The following is a 23,054-nucleotide window of genomic DNA, read 5'->3' on the forward strand; positions in this document are numbered from 1 at the left end:
CTCAGTGCGGCGTCGCCTCCAGCGCGGTGCGCACCGCCGCTGCAAGATCACTGCGGGTAAACGGCTTTGGCAGCAATGAAACGGCGCGTCCCTGGCTGCCCACCTGGTCGTGGTCGCGTGGATAGCCCGACGTGAACAGGACGGCGACTTCCGGCCAGCGTTCACGTACTTCGTGCACCAGTTCCCAGCCCGACATGCCGGGCATCACCACGTCCGAGAACAGCAGATCCACCTTGGTGTCGGGGCGTTCCAGCAGCCGCAGTGCGGAGGGTCCGTCGTGGGCTTCCAGCACGCGGTAGCCGAGCAGCCGCAGCGCATCCACCGTGTGGGCGCGGACATCGTCATTGTCCTCGGCCACCAGAATGGTTTCCTCGCGCGGTGAGTAACCCGCCAGGCCGGTCTGTGGGGTGCGTGCTTCGCAGGGCAGGGACAGCGGAGAGCGCGGGAACATCATGGTGATGCTGGTACCGCCGCCTTCCACCGAGTCGATCAGCACGTGGCCACCGGACTGCTTGACGAAGCCATGCACCATGGACAGGCCAAGCCCGGTGCCGCGGCCAACCTGCTTGGTGGTGAAGAACGGCTCGAACACGCGCGCCAGGGTCGCTGCGTCCATGCCGTGGCCATTGTCGCGCACCCGCAACATCACGTACTCGCCTGGCGTTGCATCGGGAAACAGGGCGGCGTAGTCGTGGTCGAGGTGGCTGTTGTCGACTTCGATCACCAGCCGGCCGCCATGCGGCATCGCATCGCGGGCATTGACCGCCAGGTTCAGTACGGAGGCCTCCAGCTGGCTGATGTCGATCTCCACGCACCAGATGTCCTCGGCGTTGCGGATCTCCAGCTGCACCAGCTCACCCAGTGCACGCTGCAGCATGTCGTGCATGTCCAGCAGGCGTTCGTTGAGGTTGGCGGCCTGGCTGTGCAGCGGCTGGCGACGGGCAAACGCCAGCAGGCGCTGGGTCAGGCTGGCGGCACGGCCGACGCCTTTCAGTGCATTGTCCAGTGCACGGCTGACCATTGCCCCGGGTTCTCCGGCGCGTTCGATGAGCAGCATGGCGTGCTCGACGTTGCCGGAGATGACCGTCAGGATGTTGTTGAAATCATGGGCGATGCCGCCGGTGAGCTGGCCGACCGCCTCGATCTTCTGTGACTGGCGCAGCGCGTGTTCTGCTTGTAGCCGCGCGGTGGTTTCCACCGCCTCGGAGACCACGGCGGTGACCACGCCTTCGGTATCCAGCAGCGGGCGGAACGAGAAGTCGAAGCTGCGCCGCCCGGTCGGGAGTTCCAGTTCCAGTGCATGCAGCGAACTGCGGCCCTGTACGGCTGCGGCGACGGCCTGGTCGATCAGCGCACTGATGCCATCGGTTGTGGCAAACCAGAGCGATTCGCCGAAGCGCGCGCCAACAGTGTCCTTCTTGTCTGCAAGCACCGCGGCCAGTGACGCGTCATTGGCATCAACCACGCGTCCGGACAGATCCAGCAGCACCTGATGCTGGAAGCTGGATTCGAAGATCGCCTGCAGGCGCCGCTTGCTGGCCCGCAACTCGGCGGTGCGTGCCTGCACCTGTCGCTCGAGAACCTGATTGTCCTCGCGCAGCGCCAGTTCGGCCTGCTTCAACAGTGAAACATCGCTGCCCATGCAGATGTAGCCGACCACGCTGCCATCGGCCGCATGTTCCGGTACGCAGTCCATCTGCACGAATCGTGATTCGCCGCTGCGGTGGACCAGTTCGACCTGGAAGCTGGTGCGCTCGCCCTGCAGTACCCGCTCCAGGCTGGGCAGGGCGTGCTCGAAGGCGGAAATGCCGCTGACATCCCGTGCCGCGCGACCCAGCAGTTCGGCCAGGCTGACGCCGTGCCAGTCCAGGAACGCCTTGTTCGCGAAGCGGTAGCGATGCGCCGTGTCGAGCTGGGCGATCAGCGCAGGGACGGCATTGGTTACCTGCTGCAACTGCGCCTGGCTGTCGTTCAGTGCGGCCTGCGCCTGCACAAGCTGGGTGCGTTCATGGGCCTCCTGCCGCGCACGACGGATCGCATCCGGCAGGCGCTGCAGGCGCTGCTTGACCACGTAGTCGCGCGCGCCGCGGGTCAGCGCCTGCACGGCCAACTCCTCGGTAAGCGTGCCGGAGACGAAGATGAAGGGCGTCTGCGGAATCCGCTCGCGCGCCAGCGCCAGTGCAGCGTCGCCGTCGAATCCGGGCAGCACATGATCGGCCAGGATCACATCGAAGGCGCGATTCTCAATTGCCTCGATGAAGGCATTGCGGGTCCACAGGCGCTCGGCCTCGAAATCGAGGCCGGCACGCTGCAGCTGTGCGCTGATCAGCTCCGCATCAAGCGCGCTGTCCTCCAGCATGAGGATGCGCAGGCGCTCGCTGCGGCGCGATCCATCACGCATTGTGCTGCCCCGAGCCGTTGGGCCGATGCGGCGGGGGCTGGTTGGTGATGCCCCAGAACATGCCCAGCCCTTGGATGGCGTCGAAGAACTCCTTGAAGTCCACTGGCTTGACCACGAATGCGTTCACGCCCAGTTCGTAACTGCGCACGAGATCCTGTTCTTCGCGCGAAGAGGTCAGCATCACCACCGGGGTGCTGCTCAGCTGTGCGTCACCACGCACCTGTTCCAGCACTTCCAGGCCGTTCACCTTGGGCAGCTTCAGGTCCAGCAGCACCACCACCGGGCCGCCGTGCATGGCGCCGGCGAACTTGCCTTCGCAGCGCAGGTAATCCAGCGCTTCGGCGCCGTCACGTACATGGATGACATCGTTCAGCAACTGGCAACGCGACAGCGCCGCCAGCGTCAGCTCTGCATCCTTGGGGCTGTCCTCTACCAAGAGGATCGGCCGCAGGTCCCTCATGGGTGATCTCCTGTGGAACGGGGTAGGGTGAAGTGGATCGTGGCGCCCTTGCCAGGTTCGCCCTCGGCCCAGGTCCTGCCGCCGTGGCGGCCGACGATGCGGCGCACGTTGGCCAGGCCAATGCCGGTGCCTTCGAATTCCTCGACGTGGTGCAGGCGCTGGAATACGCCGAACAGCTTGTCCACGTAGCGCATGTCGAAGCCACAGCCGTTGTCGCGCACGAAGAAGTGGTCTTCGTCGTCGTTTCGCTGGTGACCGACCTCGATGACCGCCTGCTCGCGCTCGCGGGTGAACTTGATCGCGTTGGCCAGCAGGTTCTGCCAGACCAGGCGCAGCATCGTCGGGTCGGCTTCGACCTCCGGCAACGGCGCAAGCGTCCACTGCACGTCGCGGCCGCTGTAGTCCAGGACCAGGCTCCGGCGCACATCCTCGGCCAGCGCGGCCATATCCAGCCGCGCCCGGCCCAGCGTAGAGCGGCCCATCTGCGAAAAGCTCAGCAGGTCGTCCACCAACGTTCCGGCAGATTTGGCCGACTCCACGATCGTATCCAGGAAGCGGCGCTCGGTATCGTTGAGGCGTTCGCCGGCCGAGCTGCCCAGCAGTTCCGAGTAACCGACGATATGGCGGAATGGCGCGCGCAGGTCATGGCTTACGGAGTAGGAAAACGCTTCGAGTTCCTTGTTGCTGCGGACCAGCTGCTCGTTGAGCTCAGCCATTTCCTCGGCCTTGCGCAGCACGATGTCGACGATGGCCGTGCGCATCTCGTGCGCGGCATCGCGGTCGGCGTCGTTCCACGGCAGGCTGCGCTGCTGCACGGTCTCTTTCCATGCTTCGAATGAACTGCGCGGGGACAGTGCCACGCCGGGCGCCGCCGCTTTGCGTGGGTCGCCCCCCCAGCGCACGGTGTGCACCACTTCCGGGCGGAACCACATCAGATAGCTGTCGTGCAGCTGCGAAATGGACACCGCCAGTACGCCGCTCGCCACGTCGGACAGGCGCGCGCCGGGCGCCCAGTCGGCTGCCAGATGGTCACTGCAGTACGTTTCCTGCCCGGCCTGCTGTGCGGCCAGCCAATCGGCCAGGGCCAGCACGTCGGTCGCGGGCGGGCACTGGCCCACACGCATGCAGTCGCCCTTGTGCACAATGGCGGCGCCTGCGGCACCGGTCAGCGACAGCAGGCTGGCTTCATCGTGGCGCAGCGCAGCCATGAAATCCTCGTCGCCGGCCATGCGTGCCAGCAGCTTGACCAGCACCGAGCGGCGCGCCACGCGTTCTTCGATGGCGCGTGCACGCTCCTTCAGCGCGATTTGCAGCGACAGGATCTGGCCCATGAATTCACAGGCGGTGCGCACGTGATAGGGCAGGCGGCGCGGCTGCATCGTGTGGCAGGACACCAGGCCCCACAGCTGGCCCTCATGCACCAGCGACACCGACATCGACGCGCCGGTGCCCATGTTGCGCATGTACTGCAGGTGCACGGGCGAAACGCTGCGTAGCACGGCCAGGCTCAGGTCGGTGGCCGGCGCGTCGCGGTGCTCCTCGCTGCGCATCAGCGGGGCAGGGGTGTAGTTGTTGTCCGCGATCAGTCGCACCCGGTTGCGCCGATACAGCTCGCGGGCCTGGGCCGGAATGTCCGACTCGGGGAAGCGCAGGTCCAGGTAGGACGGCAACTGGCCGTTGCCATCCTCGGCGACCACGATGCCGTTCCAGCCGGCATCGAACTGGTAGACCAGAGTGCGGTCGAAGCCGGTCAGCCGACGCATGTGCGCGGCCGCCAGCTGGCACAGATCTTCCACGGTGGTAGCCGATTCGATGCCGGTCATCAGTTCGCGGATCGACGGATACAGTTCTTCCAGCGAACCCGGTTGGCCGGGAACCGGTGCCTCCAGCTCGATCAGCAGATCGCTGGCGGAGCGATGCACCAGCAGCTGATGCCGCCCGTGGCCGTCCAGGTGCACAGCGCCTACATGGGCGCTGCTGCCCACCGTGGCCTGCTGGAACAGCGCCTGGAAGGGGGCCAGCACGCCGCCCAGTACCTCGCTGACGTGCTGCATCAACGGTTCGCCGAACTGCTTCAGCAACCCCGGCTGGCTGATGGCGCGCTCACGCACCCGCAGTGACTGAGGCTCCACTACCAGAAGCACCCCATATGGCTGGATGGCACCGGGCGTATGAATCGGTTCGCGCGCACAACGGGACTGGGCGGTGTCGTGCGTGGACTCAGCAGAAGGCATCAAGGGCGGGACTCATGATTCGTGGATGGCTGGAAAGGCCCAGCGTCGCATCCGGCATGCATGGATGGTGAAGCAAAATCGTGCATTCGCCTACCAGCACGTTCGCGTGAAGAGCGTTTCATTCAAACCTGAATTCTTCATCTGACCATTCCAACAGCACTTGCATGTTTCGCGAAAGGTACATGTGCGCTGCACGCGCGCTCGACACCGACTTGCCTAGGGTGAACGCACATTCCTGAGTGACCACGCCCGTGAACCTGCAGACCTTGCCTTCAACGCCATACCGCATGCTTGCCGACAGCTGCCAGTTTGAGCTGCTGGATGTGGATGCCCTGCAGGATCCGGCCAGTGGGCGCCTGCTCCACCTGTACTCGCTGGTTGCGCGCTGCCTGTGCTGCGAGACGGTGTTCAAGGCGGAAGAGGGGCAGGGACTGGTCAGCCACACCGCCGCGCGGGTGGTGCGATGCCCCACGGGTTGTGGCCAGCAGGCGTTCAAGCCGGCATTGCTGCGTGCATGGAAGCCGCAGCGCGTCGCACAGGCCTGAGAGCACTGATACTGGCTCACAGCACCCCGGGATTGGCGCGCCACACCGCGAAGTTCAGCGCCGAGGCAAACGATATCCAGGCCAGGTAAGGCAGCAGCATCACCGCCGCACCGCGATGGATGCGTGCGAAGGCAACGATCGTTGCGCAGACCAGCGTGATCAGTACCAGGATGTCGACGAAGGCCAGCGCTCCCAGCTTCCAGCCGAAGAACAGCCAGCTCCAGAGGGCATTGACGGCCAGCTGCACCAGATAGAGCACCAGGGCCGGTTGCGCGTTGCGCCAGCCGCGTTCGCGCCAGACCAGCCACGCCGCAATGGCCATCATCGCGTAGAGCAGGCTCCACACCGGGCCAAACACGCTGGCAGGCGGTGCCCAGGCAGGCAGGGCGAGGGTGGCGTAGAAGCTGGCGGCGGAGGCCGATGCCCATGCGCCGACTGCGGCCGCCGCAAAGGTGGCCACGCCCCATCCCAGAAGACCCAGAGCCTGTGAACGCCGCTTCATTCCGTACCGCTCCATCCTGCGTTTACCGCTCATACGAACGGAAGCGGCAAATGGATGCAGCCCGGGGCGATCAGTCTGAAGAACCTGCGGCGCTTCCACCTTCGGCAGCCGGCAACAGCGAAGGGCGCTGATCGAACCATTCACGCGCCTTGGCCAGATGCCACTGGCGCTGTTCGCCATCAAGCTCGATGCCCGCGCCCAGCAGCCCCCAGCGGAGGTAGAGATCGCCACGCTTGCGCCGCTCCAGCAGATCCAGCCGCGCACGAACCGACAGGCGATCATTCTCGGCCTGCAGTCCGTCGATCAGCAGATGACCCGGGCGCCAGCGCAACGTGGCCTGTGCATCGACCTTGCCGGAATCCAGCAGGGACAGCGTCCAGCGCGGGTAGTCGGTGCGCTTGGCGAACACGGCCAGCAAGGGGCGTGCATCGCTCAGGGTCAGATCGGTGGTAGCGTCCACCTGGAACGGGGACTGCGCGTCGATGCGGCCCCGCTTGAACACAGCACGGCCTTTCCACGCGCTGTTGGAATCGGTGCCGGCCACCTGCACATTGCGCAGCTCCACGGTGGTGCCGGACAGATCGAAATGGCGCTGGTTGAAGTCCCCGCGGCGAAGCGTCGCGTTCACGTCGACATCGCCGCCCATGTCCAGGCCCGCCACCTTGGCGCTGGCATTGCGACCTAGCAGCCGCGCGGTGCCATGGCCGACGCGGCCATCGGTGTCGAGCGTGGCGTCGCCGCTGAGGCTGCCGGAGCCACGCAGCAGGCGCACCTGTTGAGAGCCAAGGTAGCGGTTGTAGGCGGCCAGGTCCGGGATGGTCGCTTGGCTGAAGCGCAACCGCGCACGAACGCCCTTGCGCAGTTCCTGCAGGCGGCCATCGCCGGTGAGGTCCACGGCCAGGTCGCGACCGTCGAACAGGCGTACATCCTTCGCATCGCTTGGGCGAGCGGTGAAGCGGGGCAGCCGGATCGCCAACTGTGCCTGAGTGGGGCTGCCGGCCTTCAGCTCGCCATGCGCACTGGCCGTGCCGGCCAGCCGCACGCCAGCGACCTCGGCCACGGCGGCAGCCGAAGGGATGTCCACGGTACTGCCTTCGATCAGTTCGCCATTGCGCAGGCGCAGATCTGCTTTCAGGGTGCCGCCGCCATCCAGCTGCAGCCACGGTTTGCGTACGAACAGGGCAGGGATCCAGTTGAGCGAGGTGAAGGTCCATTCGCCGCGCACAGTGCCGGAGCTGCGTTCCAGCAGCTGAGCAGGGTGCTGGAAGGGAATCTCGCGCCCGGTGATGTGCAGGTCGGCATCGATGCCAGCGGCCGAATCCGGGCGTGGCGGCAGGCGGGCCTGCAGGCGCAGGTCGTTGGCCACGTTGAGCTGCAGGGCCAGCACGCCGCGATCGGGTGCGCCGTCGCCGAGGTAGAGCGGAACCTGCCAGAGCGCGTGGTCACCAGGTTGCAACTGGCCGTCCAACAGGTGGACCGCCAGTTGCAGGCGACCGGGAACCGGCGAACTGGAGATGCGGGGCGTCTGCGCGTCCGTATCCATGCGCAGGCCCTGGCTGCGCGCATCCACTTCAAGTTGCGCATGCAGCAGCTTCAACTTGGCCAGGCCGGGCGCCTGGTCGCGATAGTGGCGCGGATAGCTGAAGCGCGCGGTCAGATCCATGTCGCCCAGCAGCTGCACGCCGTCATAGCTGGTGTCTCCCTTGCTGAACGAGACTTCGGAATCGAACAGTTCGGACGGGCCGCCGCGCAGCTGCTTGAGGAACCCGACCGTACCCTGGCCCTTGCCGATGATCAGCAGCTTGCCGAGCCGGGCACTGCGGATGCTGTCGCTGTGGATGGCGTCGAAACGCAGGGTCCAGCCTTGGTCGCTACGCGGCGGTGACGGAATGGCGTCCTCGACGCGACTGATCTCGGCCGACACGCCAGTGGCCTGCAATCGCGGAACCCGCACTTCGCGGCGGAACAGGGGCGGGACTGCCAAGCGGGCGCTGGCACGCTCGGCGTGCAGTACGTAGACGGTATGGTTGACGTGACCGCGCATATGCACGTTCCAAGCAATGACGTGGCCCGGCAGCAGCGTGATGGCCGGGCCGGTCGTCATCACGAACTTGTGCGGCTTGCGGTTGGTGACCTGGCCGAACAGCGGGGTGTTGAGGAAGATGTTGCCGGCCAGCAGGTAGAGAACGTACACGCCAAGCAGGATGTAGCCAGCGACGCGCCATCGGCGGAGCCGGAGCGGGATGCGCGCGGGAATAGGTGGCATGTACTGTTCCAACGGCTGGAATTCACTCAACTATTGCGGAACCGATGGCGGTGGCGCGTGAAGCGCGTGCGGGGCGCTTGCTGGATTCTGCTAGTGTCCGCCTTGCGCATCACGCCACTCCGCGAGGAACCGCATGGAAATCCGGTCCGCCAGCGCGGACGACATCGAGACCATGTGGGTGATCTTCCAGGCCGCCATTGCGACGGAAGATGCGCTTCCGTTCGCCGGCACCTTCGAGGCCGGGACCTTTCGGAGCCATTGGTTCGGAGTGCAGGCGGCCTTTGTGGCCGTTCTGGAAGGGCGCGTGGCCGGAATGTACAAGATGGGTGCCAACTATCCAGACCTGGGCGCGCACGTGGCCAGCGCTACCTATGTGGTCGATCCCCGGGTGCAAGGTCGCGGCATTGGCCGGGCGCTGGTGGAGCACAGTCTTGATCGAGCCAGATCGGAAGGCTTCCTGGCCATGCAGTTCAATTACGTGGTCAGTACCAATGCGCCAGCTGTTGAGCTGTACCGGAAGCTGGGCTTTGCCGTGGTCGGGACGCTACCGGCGGCGTTCCGGCATCGGTCGCTGGGGTTGGTTGATGTATATGTGATGCACCGGTTTCTGTAGACAGCGATATCGCTGTCCATCGGCTTCGGTGCGTCGGGCGGAATGGGATTGAATTGCCGTGGCGATGTGTATCGCCGACGGCACAGCTATCAGGCGAAGACGCGCTCGATGTCCTGCTGGGCGTGCCGCAGTGCCTGTGCGCGCGCATCGTCGCCCATTGCCAGACCTTCGGCCCGGATGAACTGCAGGTCGGTGACGCCGAGGAAGCCGAACAGGCTGGTCAGGTAGGTTTCGTGATGGTCCATGGCCGCACCCGGCACATCACCGGCGTACATGCCGCCGCGGGTGGAGGCGATAAGCACCCGCTTGCCGCCCGCCAGGCCTTCCGGCCCCTGTGCGGTGTAACGGAAGGTCTTGTCGACAATCGCAATGCGGTCGATCCAGGCCTTGAGCTGGCTGGGAATGCTGAAGTTGTACATCGGTGCCCCGATGACGACGACATCGGCCTGCAGGAAGGCATCCAGATCGTCGGCACCGAGCGCCACGTCCTGCTGCAAGGCATCGGCTTCGATGGGGGCGCCCTGGGCAGCGGCAAGGTGGGGCGGAGCAAGGTGGTCGACCGGTGCCAGGGCGAGGTCGCGGTAGGTCACGTTCACGTCGCCATGCTGCTTGCGGGCAGCTTCGATGAGCTGGGCGGTGAGCTGGCGGCTGACCGACTGCTGGCCCAGGATGCTGGAATCAATGTGCAGGAGCTTCATGGCGGTTCTCGTAGTGGAGGGTAGGACGGGCCCGGCGAACGCACTGCCATGGGCCACGGCTGCACTCTATTTCGGGGCATTGGGCCCCACTAGCCGATTGCAGCGGATTTCATTCGTCCACGGATGGGGGCAATCCCGCTGTGGGTGGATTCGTCCATGAATGGACGGGTGAATTCCCCCTGGGGCGGCTAGTGGGCGGTGGAAGGGGCGCCTAGAGTGCGTCCCGCTGGCAATGATGATGTCGTCGTTCCTGCCGCTGCCTCCGTCCCTCTTGTTTCAACACGCCTCCAGGAAATGCAGACATGTCCACTTATTCCACAACCACCTTTGGTGCCTCGTCCTCCACCCGCCTGCAGGGCGCAGTCGAACTGCTCGGCCGCCTCCTGCTGGTCGCACTGTTCCTGCTGTCGGGATTCGGCAAGCTGAGCGCCTACGAGGCCACGGCGGGGTACATGGCCTCGGTCGGTGTCCCCGCGCTGATGCTGCCGCTGGTGATCCTTGCAGAGGTCGGCGGAGCGCTAGCGATCGCAGCGGGTTGGCAGACCCGGCTGGTCGCCATGTTGCTTGCCGGCTTCACCCTGGCTACCGCCTTCCTGTTCCACAACAACGTTGCTGATCAGACGCAGATGATCATGTTCCTCAAGAATGTCTCCATTGCCGGTGCATTCCTGATGCTGGCCGCCAACGGCGCAGGCCGGTTCAGCCTGGATGCGCGCAAGGCCCGATGAGGGCAGGGCGCTGCGCCGAGCGCCGCGACACCATTTGCAACACAATGCAGGGACCTCCGTACCGGAGGTCGTCTGCATGGAGACCACGGGTGATCGATCTCAATGATGTGGCCCTGTTCGTACAGGTGGCCAAAGCCGGCAGCTTCGCCGAGGCCGCGCGCCGGATCGGCATGCCCTCCAATACTGCCAGCCGGCGCATCCAGCAGCTGGAAGAGCAGCTGGGTGTCCGGCTGCTGCATCGTTCCACCCGCAAGTTGACCCTGACCGATGCCGGTGAGGGCCTGTACGCACGCAGCGTGGAGCAGATCGAGGCGCTGGCGGACGCCACCCTGGAGCTTTCCGAGGGAAGCGAAGTGCCGGTGGGCAAGGTGCGCGTCGCCGCGCCGGTGGACTTCTTCAACTGGTTCCAGCTGGAGTGGGTGCAGTCATTCCTGCAGGCCCATCCACGGGTCCGCCTGGAGTTCGTGCTCAATGACGCGCGCGCCGACCTGGTCGCTGACGGCATCGATGTTGCGATTCGCGCAGGTGCAGTCACCGGGCCAACACTGATCGCGCGCCGGGTGGGCAACAACCGTGCAGTGTTGGTGGCCAGCCCGGCCTACCTGGGGGCACGGGGAGCGCCCAGCTCATTGGAGGAGCTGTCCACGCACGACTGTATCGCCGTGCCCTCGGGCTCAGGGCGCACGCAGTGGCGCTTGATGGGGCCGGATGGCCCCGCCGACGTCGAAGTGCGAGGGCGATTCAGCGCCAACTCGGCCTTGGCCTTGACCAAGGCCTGCGTGGCCGGCATGGGCATCGCGCTGCTGACCGAGGCGATGGTGGCGCAGCCGTTGCGGGAAGGGACGCTGGTCCAGGTCCTGCCCGACTACCGTATTGATGGGCTGGAGTTGTTCGTGGTCTACCAGAGCCGGCGGCAGTTGCCACGCGCCGCCAGCGCGTTTGTCGACTTCGCCACGACCCATCTGATGCTGGGCAACTGGTAAGCACCTGAGCGGGAGGCGCTGCCGCCTCCTCGCGTGGCAGCCATTGCTCCAACGATGGAGGAATGAAATCCGAACTGGCGGGCTACTGCCATGAGTACTCAGTGCCTACCTTGGGCGTACGACGTCGTCGCGACGTTCGAAACCCGCTTCCAAGGAGACCACGCCATGCTTGCCGTCCACCCCTCCGAATCCACCGCGATGTCTCCGGTCGCCTCCGTGCGCCGCATCGTGCATCGCACCCGCGGCCGCAGCCACGGACCCATCACCCGGCTGGTGAGTCCTTCCGACCTGGGCGAACGTCTCAAGCCGTTCGTCTTCCTCGATCTCATCGACGCGCGCGATCTTTCGCGCGCCGAAGCCCCTGCGCTTGGCCTGCATCCGCACTCGGGCATCGCCACGCTCACCTGGCTGCTGGAAGGGGCCGTCGACTATGAAGACGACCAGGGCCGCCAGGGCAGTATCGAGGCCGGCTGGATGGAGTGGATGCAGGCCGGCAGTGGCGCGTGGCACGGTGGCGGATTCGGTGATTCTGATCGCCTGCGCGGTTTCCAGTTGTGGCTCGCGTTGCCACCTGCATTGGAGCTGGCTGCACCTTTCAGCCGCTACATCGGCCCCGAGCAGATCCTCAGCGAAGGCCCGGTGACCGTATTGCTGGGAGCGTACGGCACGGCCCGCAGCCCCATCGATGCCCCGGCACCGATCAACTACTTTTCGGTGAAACTGCGGGCGGGAGAATCGTGGCGGTTCCAACCGCCGCCGGGACATGACGTAGCCTGGGCCGCCGTGAGCGTGGGCTCGCTGCGTGTGCCCGAAGCGATCGGTGCAGGTGAACTGGTGGTCTTCGAGGAAGGCGGCCACGAGGTCGCGTTCTTCGCCCGCGAGGACACCGAGTTCGTGTTCGGTACCGCAGCACAGCATTCGTATCCGCTGGCAACAGGCTACTACTCGGTCCATACCAGCCCGCAGGCGCTGAAGGCGGGTGAGGCGCGGATCCGGGAGCTGGGGAAGCAGATCCGGACGGCGGGAAGCGCTGGCTGATGGAGTCGGCTCTGGAGCAGGGCAGGAGGGCGGGGCCCAGCTATCCTGAGTGGCCGCTACTGCTTCCGCGCACGAAGGCGGCTGCCAGCCGCAGTGCATCGTCGCTGCCACGATCGCCACGCAGGGCATTCACCAGCCGGCCGGGCGTTACCCCGGTCCAGCGGACAAGATCATGCGTGGCATGGGCCTGGTCGCTGTAGCCGTGACGTGCGGCTGCAGTGGCAATGCTGGTGGCTTCTCCATCCAGGGTGTGCAGAATCGCCTGCAGACGGCGCACACGAGCGTACTCCTTCGGGGGCATGCCCACCGCGGCCAGAAAGCGGGATTGCAGGCCGCGCAGGGACATGCCAAGCCGCCGCGTCAGTTCGGCAATGCGCAGATCGCCCTGCATCGCATCCAGCTGCGCAACCGCCTGTTCGACACGTTCGTCCAGGACGAAGCTGGAACAACGATCCCGCAGGACCTGCCAGAGAGGCTCGGGCGTGTTGGTGGCCGCACTGGCGCGTGCGGCGGCACTGAACGTTTCGGCAAAGGAAGCATCCAGCGTGTAAAGGTCCGGGGCCTGGTCACGAAGGCCGGGCAAGCGGGCACCGGCGATCAAGGCGCTCGCGGCCGGCTGCAGCCGCACACCGATGCAGAACACCGCACCAGCGGCCTGCAAACGGATTGGCCCTGACTGCTGTGCCGCGAAACAGAACGGTAGATCGGAACGGATACGGCCATCTGTGCCATGCAGCTGCAGCGGCACGCCCACTTCGGCCAGCAGCTCGCAACGGCCATCGGGATAGATAACCTGCACGTCATTCCCGGGTGCGTCGTCCTGCAGCCACCAGATGCACTGGACGTGACGGCGGAGGTCGTCGGGGGCAGGGTGCTCGCAGTAGTCCATGCGGCATCGGACGCCATCCTGCGCGTTTTTACAAGCGCCCTCGGTGTCCGTGCCGCTAGCCTGCAGCCAACCCAACCAGGAGGTCAGGACATGTTGAAGTCGAAGGTGGCGGTGCTGGGCGCTGGCCTGGCGTTGGGAAGTGGCGCGGCTATGGCCGCACCGGCCGAGTTCGACTGGCTGGCCGGGCATTGGTGCGGCGGTACCGAGGAGCGCAGGCTTGATGAGGTCTGGCTGCCCGAGGCCGGCGGGGCCTTACTTGGGATGTCACGGACGCTGAGCCACGGCGATATGGAGTCATTCGAGTACATGCGCCTGGTGCCGGCGGGCAAAGCGGCTGGCCTGCATGTGCAGCCCAATGGCGTGGCGCCAACCACGTTCGTCATTGCAGACCATGGCGCGAACTGGGTGGTGTTCGAGAATCCGCAGAATGACTTCCCGAAGCGCATCGAGTACCGGCGTGATGGCACTGCGCTGAAGGCGAGCATCTCCGGTCCGGGTGATGACGGGAAGATCCTGCGGATTCCGTTTGACTATCAACGCTGCGGGGATTGAGTGGGAACGCTGGCCAGGAGTGAAGTCAGGGATCTGAGGACTGGTGAGGCTCTGGCTTCTTGGGTAGCGATCTTGCCCGTAACATAATATACATTATGCGCAATGCTGTATCGGTCGGCGGTCGGCGGTCGGCTTTGTCGGCTCCGCATGGCAATGGCTGCGGCTCTGGCTTGGCTCTTGCCTCCCTGCAGGCTCCCCCGACAAGGAACAGCTTGCAGCATGATCGAGATCGATCCGCATGACCGAACTGACCTAACCGGCCCTTGGGCCGGTTTCGGCTTCCAAGCTGGACACATGTTCACTCCCGAAGGTCACCAGCTGGAACCCTGCGATATGGCCTGGTGGTCCCTGACCTGCAACATTGCGCGGGAATGGCGACTGATGATGGCCGAGGCTCGCGCAGACTTGGCTGCGCGATCGGCTCCGGCCCCCACGGGATCCGCCACGGCGAAATCCGGCGTGATCTACCTTGCCGAAGTCCTCAGAATTCGCCGAGAACGGCGGTTGGGCGTCGGTGATCCTGGCTCCGGCGCCGAAACCTGCAATGTGGTCTACATGAGCCGTGGGCCGAGGTCCCGCCAGCGCGTGTGAGGCGCTTCCGTAGGGGCGCTGCCCCTACACCCCGGGGATCTTTCCGTGCTCGAACACCCACCACACCATCCGTGAAATGTAACCGCCGCCAAATAGCAGGACGGATATCTGCAGGAAAACGAGCCGCTTCTGCAGATTGCTCATGAGTGCAATGGAGAGAGCGCCTTCATATCTGTCCATGGCAAGCGTATGCCGCGCGATCCACCTCTCGCCGAATGGCGCGGCCTTAAGAACCAGCCGTTGAACGTCAATTGGTAAGGGGGAAATGTCGTAGGAAGCCGAACCGCCAAGGCGGTCCGCTTCCTTGGCTCCCATCTCATACGCAGCCTTCGCAGCCTGGACGCCAGTACCTGCTCCCTTAGCGGCGAACCCGATCACCATCGTGACAACACACGTGAAAAGCCATGCGGCAAGGACGTTTGCGCCAAGGGCGGCTGCTATTGAGGAGCCGGTGGAGATGGCGGCAATAAACGCAGCTCCGGCTGCGGCGGTCACATACGAGCTTAACGCCCCCACTGAATCTGACGTCGAGAAAGCCACCGTGCGAATCATCAAGCTCGCATGGAACTTGGCTTCGTTCAGATTGCTGGTCGAGAAATCTTCCGCCACCTACCCCCTCCTGTCACCGTGAGTCCAAAGAATCACGGCTTTGGTTACTTGCATGCACGCCAAACCATGTCGTCCATGCGTCGCCCAACGTCAAATGGGCGATTGGTGCCATAGGCCCGGAAAACGCGCTCACGCTCGGCACGTGCTGCCTCGCACGCGTTGGCGTCCTTGTACTGCGAAACGTGATGTAGCTGGCCGCCACCACCGCCATTTCTGTAGACCGGAGCCGGGCGCGGTGCCGGTTGAGGCGTGACAGCGGCAGAATTCTGCTGCCTGATCATGTCCAGGCGACGCTCATTGGCTGCGGATTCGGCAGAGCGCGGGGCAACCTCAACATTCCACGTTTTCGCCGCCTCACCATTGGCGCATGGCATCGACTGGTACTCAACGCGGCCCTTGGTGACGCACTTGTAAATCTGCTGAGCGCCTACTGGCGCAGCCATCACGCACAGCAGCGCTGCTGCCGCAATCCTTGTGACCATGACTTCCCCCTGTAGCTGGGCCGAAGCTTACCTCCTTAGCCTTCAGGTTGGCGAGTACGGGCGGGGTCACAGCCTTGTGGGGATCGCTGGCGTGGTCATGTGGCTGCTGCTTTGGAATGAGGGCGTTTCCGGGAAGCTGCCGAGCGCCCTATCCCCACGCGCGATGGCGTTCCCATTGATGACCGCCCCACTCTGCTCGATCCGTTCTGGCTGCGCCGTTGGCTCTGCTTGGCAATGGCTGCGGCTCTGGCTCGGCTCTTGCCTGCCTGTAAGTTCCCCCGACAATTACGAGCCTGTTCCGTCCAGGTGTGCTTTGCCGGCCCCAAGCGGAAGCTCTCCCAAGTTGCCTGGTCTCGCTCTTACTCAAGGCCTTTCTCCGTCGGCGCGAACATCCCGCTCCGCCTTGAGAGATAAGGCATGTTTGAGTTGGTGGTGGAAGTTGTAGCTTTGATATGTCAGGTTTCTTAGAAAACCGAGTCGCTCGAAGAATTCGGCCGGCCCTTGGATCCCATCGAGCAGCCCAAAAAGCTGCGGGGCACTCAGGAACCAGTTGCCGAATGCGAAGGGGTCCTCCCCCTGAAAGCCAAGCTCTTCCCAAATCTGCAGGTGTCCGGTGAGCTTTGGCAACACCTTCTCGTTCAACTTTTTAAACTGACCCTTGAAGGTGTTCTGGATTGCAGGGTCGATCGCTCCGTAGCGAGCATTCAACATCGGCCACATCAGCTTTGAGATCGCAGTATGATCCTGGAAAAAACCAAAGTCGTACAGGGACAAAGCGATGCGATCGACGGTCTGGCCTCTCCAGGTCAAGGTGTGATTCACCTTCCGTGTTTCCTTATCGTAAAGCTCAAGCTCGCCGTGCTTTCGTAACTGCATCTCATGCCCAAAAGACTGCTCCACCGCCGCAACCACGCTGCCGGCGAGCGAGAGCAGTACGTCGACATCATTGCCGTTGGCGGCGTTTCGAGTGAGGGCCTTGGCCTTGGACTCAATGAATGCCAGGTTGCCAGCCTCGTCGATAACGATGTCGCACTCGCCATGGACCTTTGGCGTGTCGTAGTCGCCGGTATGAATCGCAATACCGTGCTGTGCGAACTCAAGTCGAATGAGCGCCTCGGCCCCTGCGCCAATCACCTTGCCCTGGAACGTGTCGGCACCTTCGTACCCGCGCACGGCACTGAGCACTGCCTCCACCATGCCCGGCCCGGCCACGGATCGATCTATGACGATAGCGCGCTTGCCATCCAGCCGGATCAATGGGCGCAGGTACAGGCTGTTGCCTGGGCCAGTTAGCGGATCTGCGCCGCGCACGGTCTGGTCGGTGGGACGGAAGAACTGCGAGTTTGGGCCCGTGGAAGGGTGCGAGAGCACGTCAAACAGGATGTGCTTGGCTAGCACAGGCGCCACGCCCGGAACGGTCTTGGCGATGTGCCGAAGGTCAAGAGAGACCGGACCGCGGCAATCTCCTATGGCCCGGTATAGCTGCTCGATGACGGAGAATACGTCATTTTTCGTCCAACCAGGACCGTAAGTTCTGTCAGCGGGAATCTCGGCCAGCAACGGCCGAAGCATGCGCAGCACATCGCTCGAGCGTAGTTGCGGAAAGGTGTAAATTGAGTCGTAGAGCGCTCGCCTCGTCAACGTCGCAACGAGCTTGTCGGTCGGGATCTGCGCAAAGATCGGCGGTGTGTAGTCCTGGACGTCATGAAGGGCGGCAAAATCCGTTGCTAGGCCGATAAGCTCTTCCCAAGCCTCGTTGCCAGGTCTGCGACTGTTGCGGCGGCAGACGTGCTTGGCGCTCAAGGCGATGAGGTAACCCCAAGGGAAGTCTGGTTCACGCGGACGCCCAACCCTCGTATCCCTGACGATCATGTACCGCTCCGAGTCGGCGTCATACGTTGCAATGGCCTTTCGGAACAACTCTCGGAGCAAGCATAGTCCACCTAGATCGCCGATCAATTCCTCCAAGCGCGCGATCAACCGATCGTTAGTTTGCTGCGAAAGGCGAAGTTGCGTGCGCTCGTGCTCCACCGGGAAACCGCGGTCAGCTAGGCGGCGCGCGGCGCGCGCAACCGCAAACTCGCGCGGGTAGCGCATGTCCAAGTTGTCAGCGTACCACTGGGTCAATAACGACTGCACGCGCGCGGCCTGGATCAAGGCTGTCCAGTCGATCGGCGCCGCGGTCTTGCGAGTATCGGGCGGCGCGGAGATCGAGCTAGCCGCCCCCAAGGTTTTCAATACCGGCTCGAGCGGTTGATCAAATAGCGCGTGCGCATATACGACTTCGGTTGTGAGGTCGCGGAGATGCTCTCGCACCCCGTACTGGTCGGGAGCGCTCAAGGCGCCCAAGCGCTTGTGGACAAGGTCCGACCACTGCGAAAGGCCTTTGCCGTGCGTCGCGATGCCGATGGCCTCCACGGCGGCACCCACGTCTTGTGACGGGTATAGTGCATCGAAGTCCTCGATGATGCGTTGGACCTCGCACAGCATGGGCTTACCTTGGGCGTTTGACGCTATCGTTTCAGACATTACTCGGTTAGCTCAGCCTTAATTAAGACAAACGGTACCGCATCCGGAGATCGTCATTCCACTGGTTCGCACGGGGAGCTAACTAACTAGTTCACCGAAGCGGGGAGTCGTCACTGGAGTGCATCCAAGGGAGCGCTCGGCCACCGCATACCGCAATCTAGGGCAAAAACGCCAAGCGCGAACGGGTACTCAATGTCTCGGTCGATCCAGAGCCATACCCCTGGTAGATCTTCCTAATCGCTACTGGGCTGACTTTGCAGGCGCTAAAGAACCACGCGCAATCTCCAATCTGCTGACATCGTCCGCACGCACAAGTAATGCATGCTTCTGCCCTGAGTCCCAAAACACATAACTATCACCAAAGCGACCCGCCAGTATCAGGCCGCCTTGCACCTTTCCGTCAACAGTCACAGCCACCGTGTGCTCGCTGCTATCGGCAGCGATCTTCTTGGTGCGCTCAGAACCAAGCCAGTTCGAAGAAAACGATACATAGACAAGCATCGCTAGGACATAGACCAGCCATGGTGAGTCCTTGAAGAAGGCCGGCAACACCGGCGACACGCGCACGATCACTGCGCAGATGGCCATCAAAGCTGTGCCTATCAGAAGCGGCCAGCCCTTCGCCCATCACATCAACGCGGCCGTGCCCACAAGGAAGATCGTCAAGACCAGCCATATCAACGGACTGGCCTTGGGCGTGTCCGTTGTCAGTTTGCCCTCAACCCAGCCGCCAAGCAGCAGGGCCACGAGCATGAAGAACAACACCAAACCGATGCCCGCTAAACCTGCCAGCGCAAGCTCACTTACTGCAACAAACTGAAAGGGATCCAGGCCGAAGTGGTCCCAATACGCCTTCAGATAAAAGCCCCCTTGAACCAAGCCAAACGTGACCAGCGCCGATCCCAACCAGCGACATTGGCCATCGTTAGTGCTTTTTGCGTACGTTCCATGTATTGCCCTCCATCAATGCAGCACCCTCACATAGTGACATGCAGCGCCCTACCTCGCAGAATCCAACCCTATTAACGTGACGCGTCACGCCCGATCATCCCCCCCCCATTGGCGCCCCACCCCACGCCCACTATAGTGCCAACCCCACAAGGACGAGGCGGCACACATGCCCTATATCGGAATCGGACTCCACGTACTGGCAGCCATCTACTTCGCGGTGCACGCCATCCGCTCGGGCCAGAGCCTCTACTGGCTGATCCTGCTCTTCTCGTTCCCGCTGCTCGGCAGCGTCGTCTATTTCCTTGCGATCTACTTCCCGGAAGCCCGCAACTCGCGCGGCGCCCGTCAGGCCATCCGCTCCGCCAAGCAGCTCATGGACCCGGGTCAGGACCTGCGCAACGCACGTGCTGATCTGTCGCGAACGCCCACCGTGCAGAATCGGGTTCGTCTTGGCATGACGCTACTGGATGCAGGCCAGGCCGAGGAAGCCAGAACCCTGCTCGAGCAGGCGGCCAGCTCGCCGCTGGGTGACGATCCCTACATCCTGACCGGCCTCGCCCGAGCCCGCCTTGAGTCCGGGCACGCCGCGCTGGCGGTGGAGACGCTGGACGGCCTGTTCGCCCGCCATCCGGATGTGCGCCGCAAGCCGGAACAGACCCTGCTTTACGCGCAGGCACTGGCAGTTACCCAGGCGCCCGGCACCCGCGCCGCATTCGAGCGCGCCGTGGAATGCGGAAACGATGCGGCCGCTCGCTGCCTCTACGCCGAATGGCTGATAGCGCAGCCGCAACCCGACGATCGCGAGCAGGCCCGCAGCCTGTTCGCAAGCATCATCGACGATGCCCAGCACTGGTCGCGGCATGCGCGCAGCCACAATGCGGCCTGGCTGGAGCGGACCAAGGCCGCGATGAAGGGCTACTGACGCCTGTCGGGCTTTGGCAATCCTGTCGCATCCGCCTCGCTCACGGCTCCGCCGGGCGGATACCGACAGTTCGCAGGCCTGCACCACCGACATCGCCGATAGCATTGCAGCGCAAGGCTCCAGTCTCATTGCGCGGTATGCAACGATTCTGAAAATGTTGAAAGTAGTGACGGCATCGGCCCTACTGCATTGGCATCGCGCACAACCGGGCGTATTTCTTGCCGTGCCACCTTGAACAGGTGGCCGGGCTTCGAAACCCCGGTTGTGCAATCGTAAAAAGCGCTTGCCAGTCGGCACCACCACCGCGTGGTGCCGACTGGCAATCCGTCAGCCGGCTACGGCGGGCGGTGCGTGGGGGCCTTGCGCCCGCCGGTCTGATTGCACACCGGGTTTCGAACCTCGCACCGTCCGCCACCTTTATCGGTGGCGGCTTCTGCATGCACGCAAGGAGCCCAGCCATGACCCACCCCCACTCCCCTGCCCCGCACCCGATCTACGACGCGCCCGCCAACGGCCCCGGACTGGATCCGAACACGCTCGTCGCCCTGCTGCACAGCATCGGTTCGGGTGCCGCTTCCGATGGTCAGCCCTGGCCAGAGCGCCACCAAATGCCGGGCCGACGCATCGCCCTGGCCGACACCGACTGCTCGCTGGCGGGCCTTCGCGTGGTGCTGGAAATCCTGCTGGCCGCACAGCGTGCCCGCGAGAACGGCGAACTGGAGCAGTACGTTGGCCCCCGCGTCATGGAGGGCCTGATCATGGCAGGGCTGGGACTCACAGCGCACGCCATCGATCGAGTGCGTCCGGAGGGCTGAGTGGCTTGCTGCCGCTGGGCGGCCACAGCGCTGTTCTTCACGGCAGTGGTCGCTGCACAACCTTGGTGGTCGGCGCCGCCTGTGCCCGAGCCGCTCGCGTTCCAGAGCATCACCGACGATCGCTTCTCACAACTGCGCCGCCAAGCGATGCAGTTCGTGGAGTCTCGGCCACGACAGGGCTTCCAGTTTGTTGAGCGGTATCGAGATGCCGAGTTACAGGTTCATTGCCGAGGCATACCAGTGCTGTGGCTGGAGAGGCGCTCGCAACATCTGCTGTTGCGTGTCTCACTGGACGCGAAGCAGCGGGCGCCCGCCGTTGTGCGGTTGCAGGCGCTCCTCCAATGGCAGTTGGAACCGTTGGGTTACCTGGAGCAGGTACTGGCTGGCGTGCCTGAGCCTGTTTTGTTGGATCGGGTGCTGCAGATTCTTGCTGGTGATGTGCCTGATGGGGCGCGATGTGGCGTGCCGTAGTCGAGCATGACTCGACTCTACAGAGCCGCGAGTTGCGAGGGTTCAGGCTCCGGTTCTGCCGCTACTCACCTGCGCGACGGGCATTGGCCCAGTGATCATGCGACTCATCTCCCGGCATCGATCCAGCCCGCAAGGTGCGCACGCGCGAGATCTTCTGGCGTGTCGATATCCAGGCCCAGCTCCGGCGCCTGAAGGGCATGCACGGCATCGATGGGAAGCTGCCTCAAGCGCGCTCCGAAGCCGCGGTCACGGCTTGCATCCACCTGAGTGAACCATGCGCGCGGCACCACTGCAGGAACGCCAAGGACGTTTCCGTGACGCGTGCCAGCGCACCCTGATGCCGAAGCGCGGGCACCGGAAAGCAACGCCTGCAGATGGGAGTGCTCGATCGCGGGCTGGTCGCATGCCACGACCATCACGGCGGCCACCGTGGGCAGCAGGTGTTTGCCTGCCACCTGCAGGCTGCTGGCCAGGCCGCTTTCCCAGTGGCGGTTGGTTACCAGGGTCGCAGCCAGTCCGGAAATGCTGGATGTCACGGCCTGTGCGTTCCCGCCCACCACCACCAGCACCTGCGATGGCGCGAGCTCCAGCGCCAACCGCACTACGCGATGTACAAGGGTCTCGCCCTGCCGGGTCAGAAGCTGCTTGGGCTGGCCAAGCCGCGTGCTGCCGCCCGCAGCAAGCACGACGACCGCATGCGCGGCCTTCACGTGCCGGCGGCGCTTCGCCATTGCTGCAGCTGCGCGGCGATGCTGAGCGAAATTGCCTCCGGCCCTCGGCCGCCGATGTTGAGGCCGACCGGTGATCGAAGTCTCGGGGACAGGCGGTGGCGCTGATCCGGCGTCAGCAGCTTGAACAGATCCTCACGCCTTCGCCGCGGACCCAGAAGTCCAATGAAGGCAACCTCGGTATCGGCCAAGGCCACCAGCGCCTCGCGGTCCAGCTCGAAGTCGTGGTGCATCACCAGTACCGCGTCGCACGGGTCGGCATGGAGGGCTTCGGCTGGGCTCACCTGGAGCTGCGCATCCGCGCCCTGCCCCGCTGAGGACCAGCGCGCTCGTCGTTCGGCCACGCTGACCCGCCATCCCAGTCCCCGCAGCAACGGAATCAGGAAGGGCGTTTCTGGACCGCCCCCCAACACCAGGGCCCGCGGAAGCCGGGGCAACGGCAAACGCCACGCTGCTTCTCCAAAGGGCTGTGTGTCGTCCATCGGGTTCAGCTGCCATGCCTGCTCGCGATGGCCGGCGCGGAAAACGATCTGCCCCGACGTGCGAAGGTCGCGCTGGAGTGACACCCCCTCGCGGAGCCATGCCTCAATCACGGCGTCGATGCCGGTCATGGCACGCAATGGCAGCAGCGCAATCCGAAGCCGGCCGCGGCACCCGAGTGCGGACCCACTCAACAGGTCCTCGTCACTGCGGGTGTCGATCTCGATCCAGTCGACCTGCCCTGCCGCGCTCACCTGCTCCGCGCGGCGCGCGAGCTCGGGCTCCAGGCATCCGCCGCTGAGCCAGCCGACCTGGCTGCCGTTGCAGAACAGCACCATGTCGCCGGCACCGGCGTAGGTGGAGCCATCGGTTTCCAGCACCAGCGCGAGCACGGCGTGCTCGCCCGCGCGTACGCGCGTCAAGGCCGTCTCGAGCACGCCGCGCGGGCTGCCTTCGGTGAGGAAGCCCGGCGCTGCGGACAGGTGCCCCGCAGCATGCTTGGGCTCCACTCCCTCTACCGCACAGGTCTCCAGGGCGGGTGAGGCCACGGGTCGGTCCATGCGCAAG

The 23,054-nt window shown here is 64.4% G+C and carries 24 protein-coding genes; 10 read left to right on the forward strand and 14 right to left on the reverse strand.

Annotated features, from left to right (window positions below):
* Position 1: 1 nt before the first annotated feature.
* From ABE423_RS00130 to ABE423_RS00140, 3 genes are read right to left on the reverse strand one after another with little or no spacing between them, the layout of a single operon-like run.
* Positions 2 to 2,401 (reverse strand): response regulator, encoded by a 2,400-nt coding sequence (locus ABE423_RS00130; protein WP_346484547.1) that lies wholly within the window; start codon positions 2,399 to 2,401, stop codon positions 2 to 4.
* Positions 2,394 to 2,861, reverse strand: a complete 468-nt coding sequence (locus ABE423_RS00135) for a response regulator (protein ID WP_125894043.1) — start codon at positions 2,859 to 2,861, stop codon at positions 2,394 to 2,396. Before ABE423_RS00135 ends, ABE423_RS00130 begins: the two co-directional genes overlap by 8 nt.
* On the reverse strand, positions 2,858 to 5,095 hold the full coding sequence (locus ABE423_RS00140; RefSeq protein ID WP_263009988.1) for an ATP-binding protein: 2,238 nt from the start codon (positions 5,093 to 5,095) through the stop codon (positions 2,858 to 2,860). Before ABE423_RS00140 ends, ABE423_RS00135 begins: the two co-directional genes overlap by 4 nt.
* 251 nt (positions 5,096 to 5,346) lie before the next feature.
* On the opposite strand from ABE423_RS00140, the gene ABE423_RS00145 reads away from it, so the two are divergent.
* The gene (locus ABE423_RS00145) at positions 5,347 to 5,640 is read left to right on the forward strand and encodes a hypothetical protein (protein WP_125894047.1); all 294 of its coding nucleotides are present in this window, start codon (positions 5,347 to 5,349) and stop codon (positions 5,638 to 5,640) included.
* 16 nt (positions 5,641 to 5,656) lie between these two features.
* Here the strand turns inward: ABE423_RS00145 and ABE423_RS00150 are convergent, their stop codons facing one another.
* Positions 5,657 to 6,142, reverse strand: a complete 486-nt coding sequence (locus tag ABE423_RS00150; protein WP_125894049.1) for a TspO/MBR family protein — start codon at positions 6,140 to 6,142, stop codon at positions 5,657 to 5,659.
* Positions 6,143 to 6,212: 70 nt separating this feature from the next.
* Positions 6,213 to 8,408, reverse strand: coding sequence for a hypothetical protein (locus tag ABE423_RS00155; RefSeq protein WP_346484548.1), 2,196 nt, complete (start codon positions 8,406 to 8,408; stop codon positions 6,213 to 6,215).
* Between the two features lie 133 nt (positions 8,409 to 8,541).
* On the opposite strand from ABE423_RS00155, the gene ABE423_RS00160 reads away from it, so the two are divergent.
* The gene (locus ABE423_RS00160) at positions 8,542 to 9,021 is read left to right on the forward strand and encodes a GNAT family N-acetyltransferase (protein WP_346484549.1); all 480 of its coding nucleotides are present in this window, start codon (positions 8,542 to 8,544) and stop codon (positions 9,019 to 9,021) included.
* A gap of 89 nt (positions 9,022 to 9,110) precedes the next feature.
* On the opposite strand, the gene ABE423_RS00165 is transcribed toward ABE423_RS00160, so the two are convergent.
* The gene (locus tag ABE423_RS00165; protein WP_125894055.1) at positions 9,111 to 9,719 is read right to left on the reverse strand and encodes an NAD(P)H-dependent oxidoreductase; all 609 of its coding nucleotides are present in this window, start codon (positions 9,717 to 9,719) and stop codon (positions 9,111 to 9,113) included.
* 302 nt (positions 9,720 to 10,021) lie between these two features.
* Between ABE423_RS00165 and ABE423_RS00170 the strand changes: the two genes are divergently transcribed.
* The 3 genes from ABE423_RS00170 to ABE423_RS00180 all read left to right on the forward strand — a co-directional run bounded on the left by ABE423_RS00170 (position 10,022) and on the right by ABE423_RS00180 (position 12,468).
* Positions 10,022 to 10,447 (forward strand): DoxX family protein, encoded by a 426-nt coding sequence (locus tag ABE423_RS00170; RefSeq protein WP_125894057.1) that lies wholly within the window; start codon positions 10,022 to 10,024, stop codon positions 10,445 to 10,447.
* Between the two features lie 89 nt (positions 10,448 to 10,536).
* Positions 10,537 to 11,430, forward strand: a complete 894-nt coding sequence (locus tag ABE423_RS00175) for a LysR family transcriptional regulator (RefSeq protein ID WP_253143126.1) — start codon at positions 10,537 to 10,539, stop codon at positions 11,428 to 11,430.
* A 90-nt stretch (positions 11,431 to 11,520) separates the two neighbouring features.
* The gene (locus ABE423_RS00180) at positions 11,521 to 12,468 is read left to right on the forward strand and encodes a pirin family protein (protein ID WP_346484550.1); all 948 of its coding nucleotides are present in this window, start codon (positions 11,521 to 11,523) and stop codon (positions 12,466 to 12,468) included.
* Positions 12,469 to 12,508: 40 nt separating this feature from the next.
* On the opposite strand, the gene ABE423_RS00185 is transcribed toward ABE423_RS00180, so the two are convergent.
* Entirely contained in the window at positions 12,509 to 13,357 is an 849-nt protein-coding gene (locus tag ABE423_RS00185; RefSeq protein WP_346484551.1) for an AraC family transcriptional regulator, read from the reverse strand.
* A 90-nt stretch (positions 13,358 to 13,447) separates the two neighbouring features.
* On the opposite strand from ABE423_RS00185, the gene ABE423_RS00190 reads away from it, so the two are divergent.
* On the forward strand, positions 13,448 to 13,909 hold the full coding sequence (locus tag ABE423_RS00190) for a DUF6265 family protein (protein ID WP_125895913.1): 462 nt from the start codon (positions 13,448 to 13,450) through the stop codon (positions 13,907 to 13,909).
* 219 nt (positions 13,910 to 14,128) lie between these two features.
* On the forward strand, positions 14,129 to 14,500 hold the full coding sequence (locus tag ABE423_RS00195) for a DUF3653 domain-containing protein (RefSeq protein WP_346484552.1): 372 nt from the start codon (positions 14,129 to 14,131) through the stop codon (positions 14,498 to 14,500).
* Positions 14,501 to 14,524: 24 nt separating this feature from the next.
* On the opposite strand, the gene ABE423_RS00200 is transcribed toward ABE423_RS00195, so the two are convergent.
* From ABE423_RS00200 to ABE423_RS00220, 5 genes are all read right to left on the reverse strand, one after another.
* Entirely contained in the window at positions 14,525 to 15,109 is a 585-nt protein-coding gene (locus tag ABE423_RS00200; protein ID WP_346484553.1) for a hypothetical protein, read from the reverse strand.
* A 44-nt stretch (positions 15,110 to 15,153) separates the two neighbouring features.
* Positions 15,154 to 15,591 carry a DUF4124 domain-containing protein gene (locus ABE423_RS00205; RefSeq protein WP_346484554.1) on the reverse strand — a complete coding sequence of 146 codons (438 nt, stop codon included), beginning with the start codon at positions 15,589 to 15,591 and terminating at the stop codon, positions 15,154 to 15,156.
* Between the two features lie 363 nt (positions 15,592 to 15,954).
* Positions 15,955 to 18,081, reverse strand: a complete 2,127-nt coding sequence (locus ABE423_RS00210; RefSeq protein WP_346484555.1) for a hypothetical protein — start codon at positions 18,079 to 18,081, stop codon at positions 15,955 to 15,957.
* Between the two features lie 279 nt (positions 18,082 to 18,360).
* Positions 18,361 to 18,708, reverse strand: a complete 348-nt coding sequence (locus ABE423_RS00215) for a hypothetical protein (RefSeq protein WP_346484556.1) — start codon at positions 18,706 to 18,708, stop codon at positions 18,361 to 18,363.
* Between the two features lie 39 nt (positions 18,709 to 18,747).
* Positions 18,748 to 19,026: a hypothetical protein gene (locus tag ABE423_RS00220; protein ID WP_346484557.1), complete on the reverse strand. Its 279-nt coding sequence runs from the start codon at positions 19,024 to 19,026 to the stop codon at positions 18,748 to 18,750.
* Between the two features lie 211 nt (positions 19,027 to 19,237).
* Between ABE423_RS00220 and ABE423_RS00225 the strand changes: the two genes are divergently transcribed.
* From ABE423_RS00225 to ABE423_RS00235, 3 genes are all read left to right on the forward strand, one after another.
* Positions 19,238 to 19,993, forward strand: coding sequence for a tetratricopeptide repeat protein (locus ABE423_RS00225; RefSeq protein ID WP_346484558.1), 756 nt, complete (start codon positions 19,238 to 19,240; stop codon positions 19,991 to 19,993).
* A gap of 458 nt (positions 19,994 to 20,451) precedes the next feature.
* Positions 20,452 to 20,808, forward strand: a complete 357-nt coding sequence (locus ABE423_RS00230; protein WP_346484559.1) for a hypothetical protein — start codon at positions 20,452 to 20,454, stop codon at positions 20,806 to 20,808.
* On the forward strand, positions 20,809 to 21,279 hold the full coding sequence (locus tag ABE423_RS00235; RefSeq protein ID WP_346484560.1) for a hypothetical protein: 471 nt from the start codon (positions 20,809 to 20,811) through the stop codon (positions 21,277 to 21,279). It begins immediately after the preceding gene.
* A 104-nt stretch (positions 21,280 to 21,383) separates the two neighbouring features.
* Here the strand turns inward: ABE423_RS00235 and ABE423_RS00240 are convergent, their stop codons facing one another.
* A complete protein-coding gene (locus ABE423_RS00240) occupies positions 21,384 to 22,010 on the reverse strand; it encodes a nucleotidyltransferase family protein (protein WP_346484561.1) in 627 nt (208 codons plus the stop codon).
* A complete protein-coding gene (locus ABE423_RS00245) occupies positions 21,986 to 23,047 on the reverse strand; it encodes an XdhC family protein (protein WP_346484562.1) in 1,062 nt (353 codons plus the stop codon). The genes ABE423_RS00240 and ABE423_RS00245 overlap by 25 nt, the downstream gene beginning before the upstream one ends.
* Positions 23,048 to 23,054: the final 7 nt, after the last annotated feature.

Origin of the sequence: Stenotrophomonas sp. TWI1409, from assembly GCF_039673015.1 — a bacterium.
Lineage (GTDB): Bacteria > Pseudomonadota > Gammaproteobacteria > Xanthomonadales > Xanthomonadaceae > Stenotrophomonas > Stenotrophomonas maltophilia_A.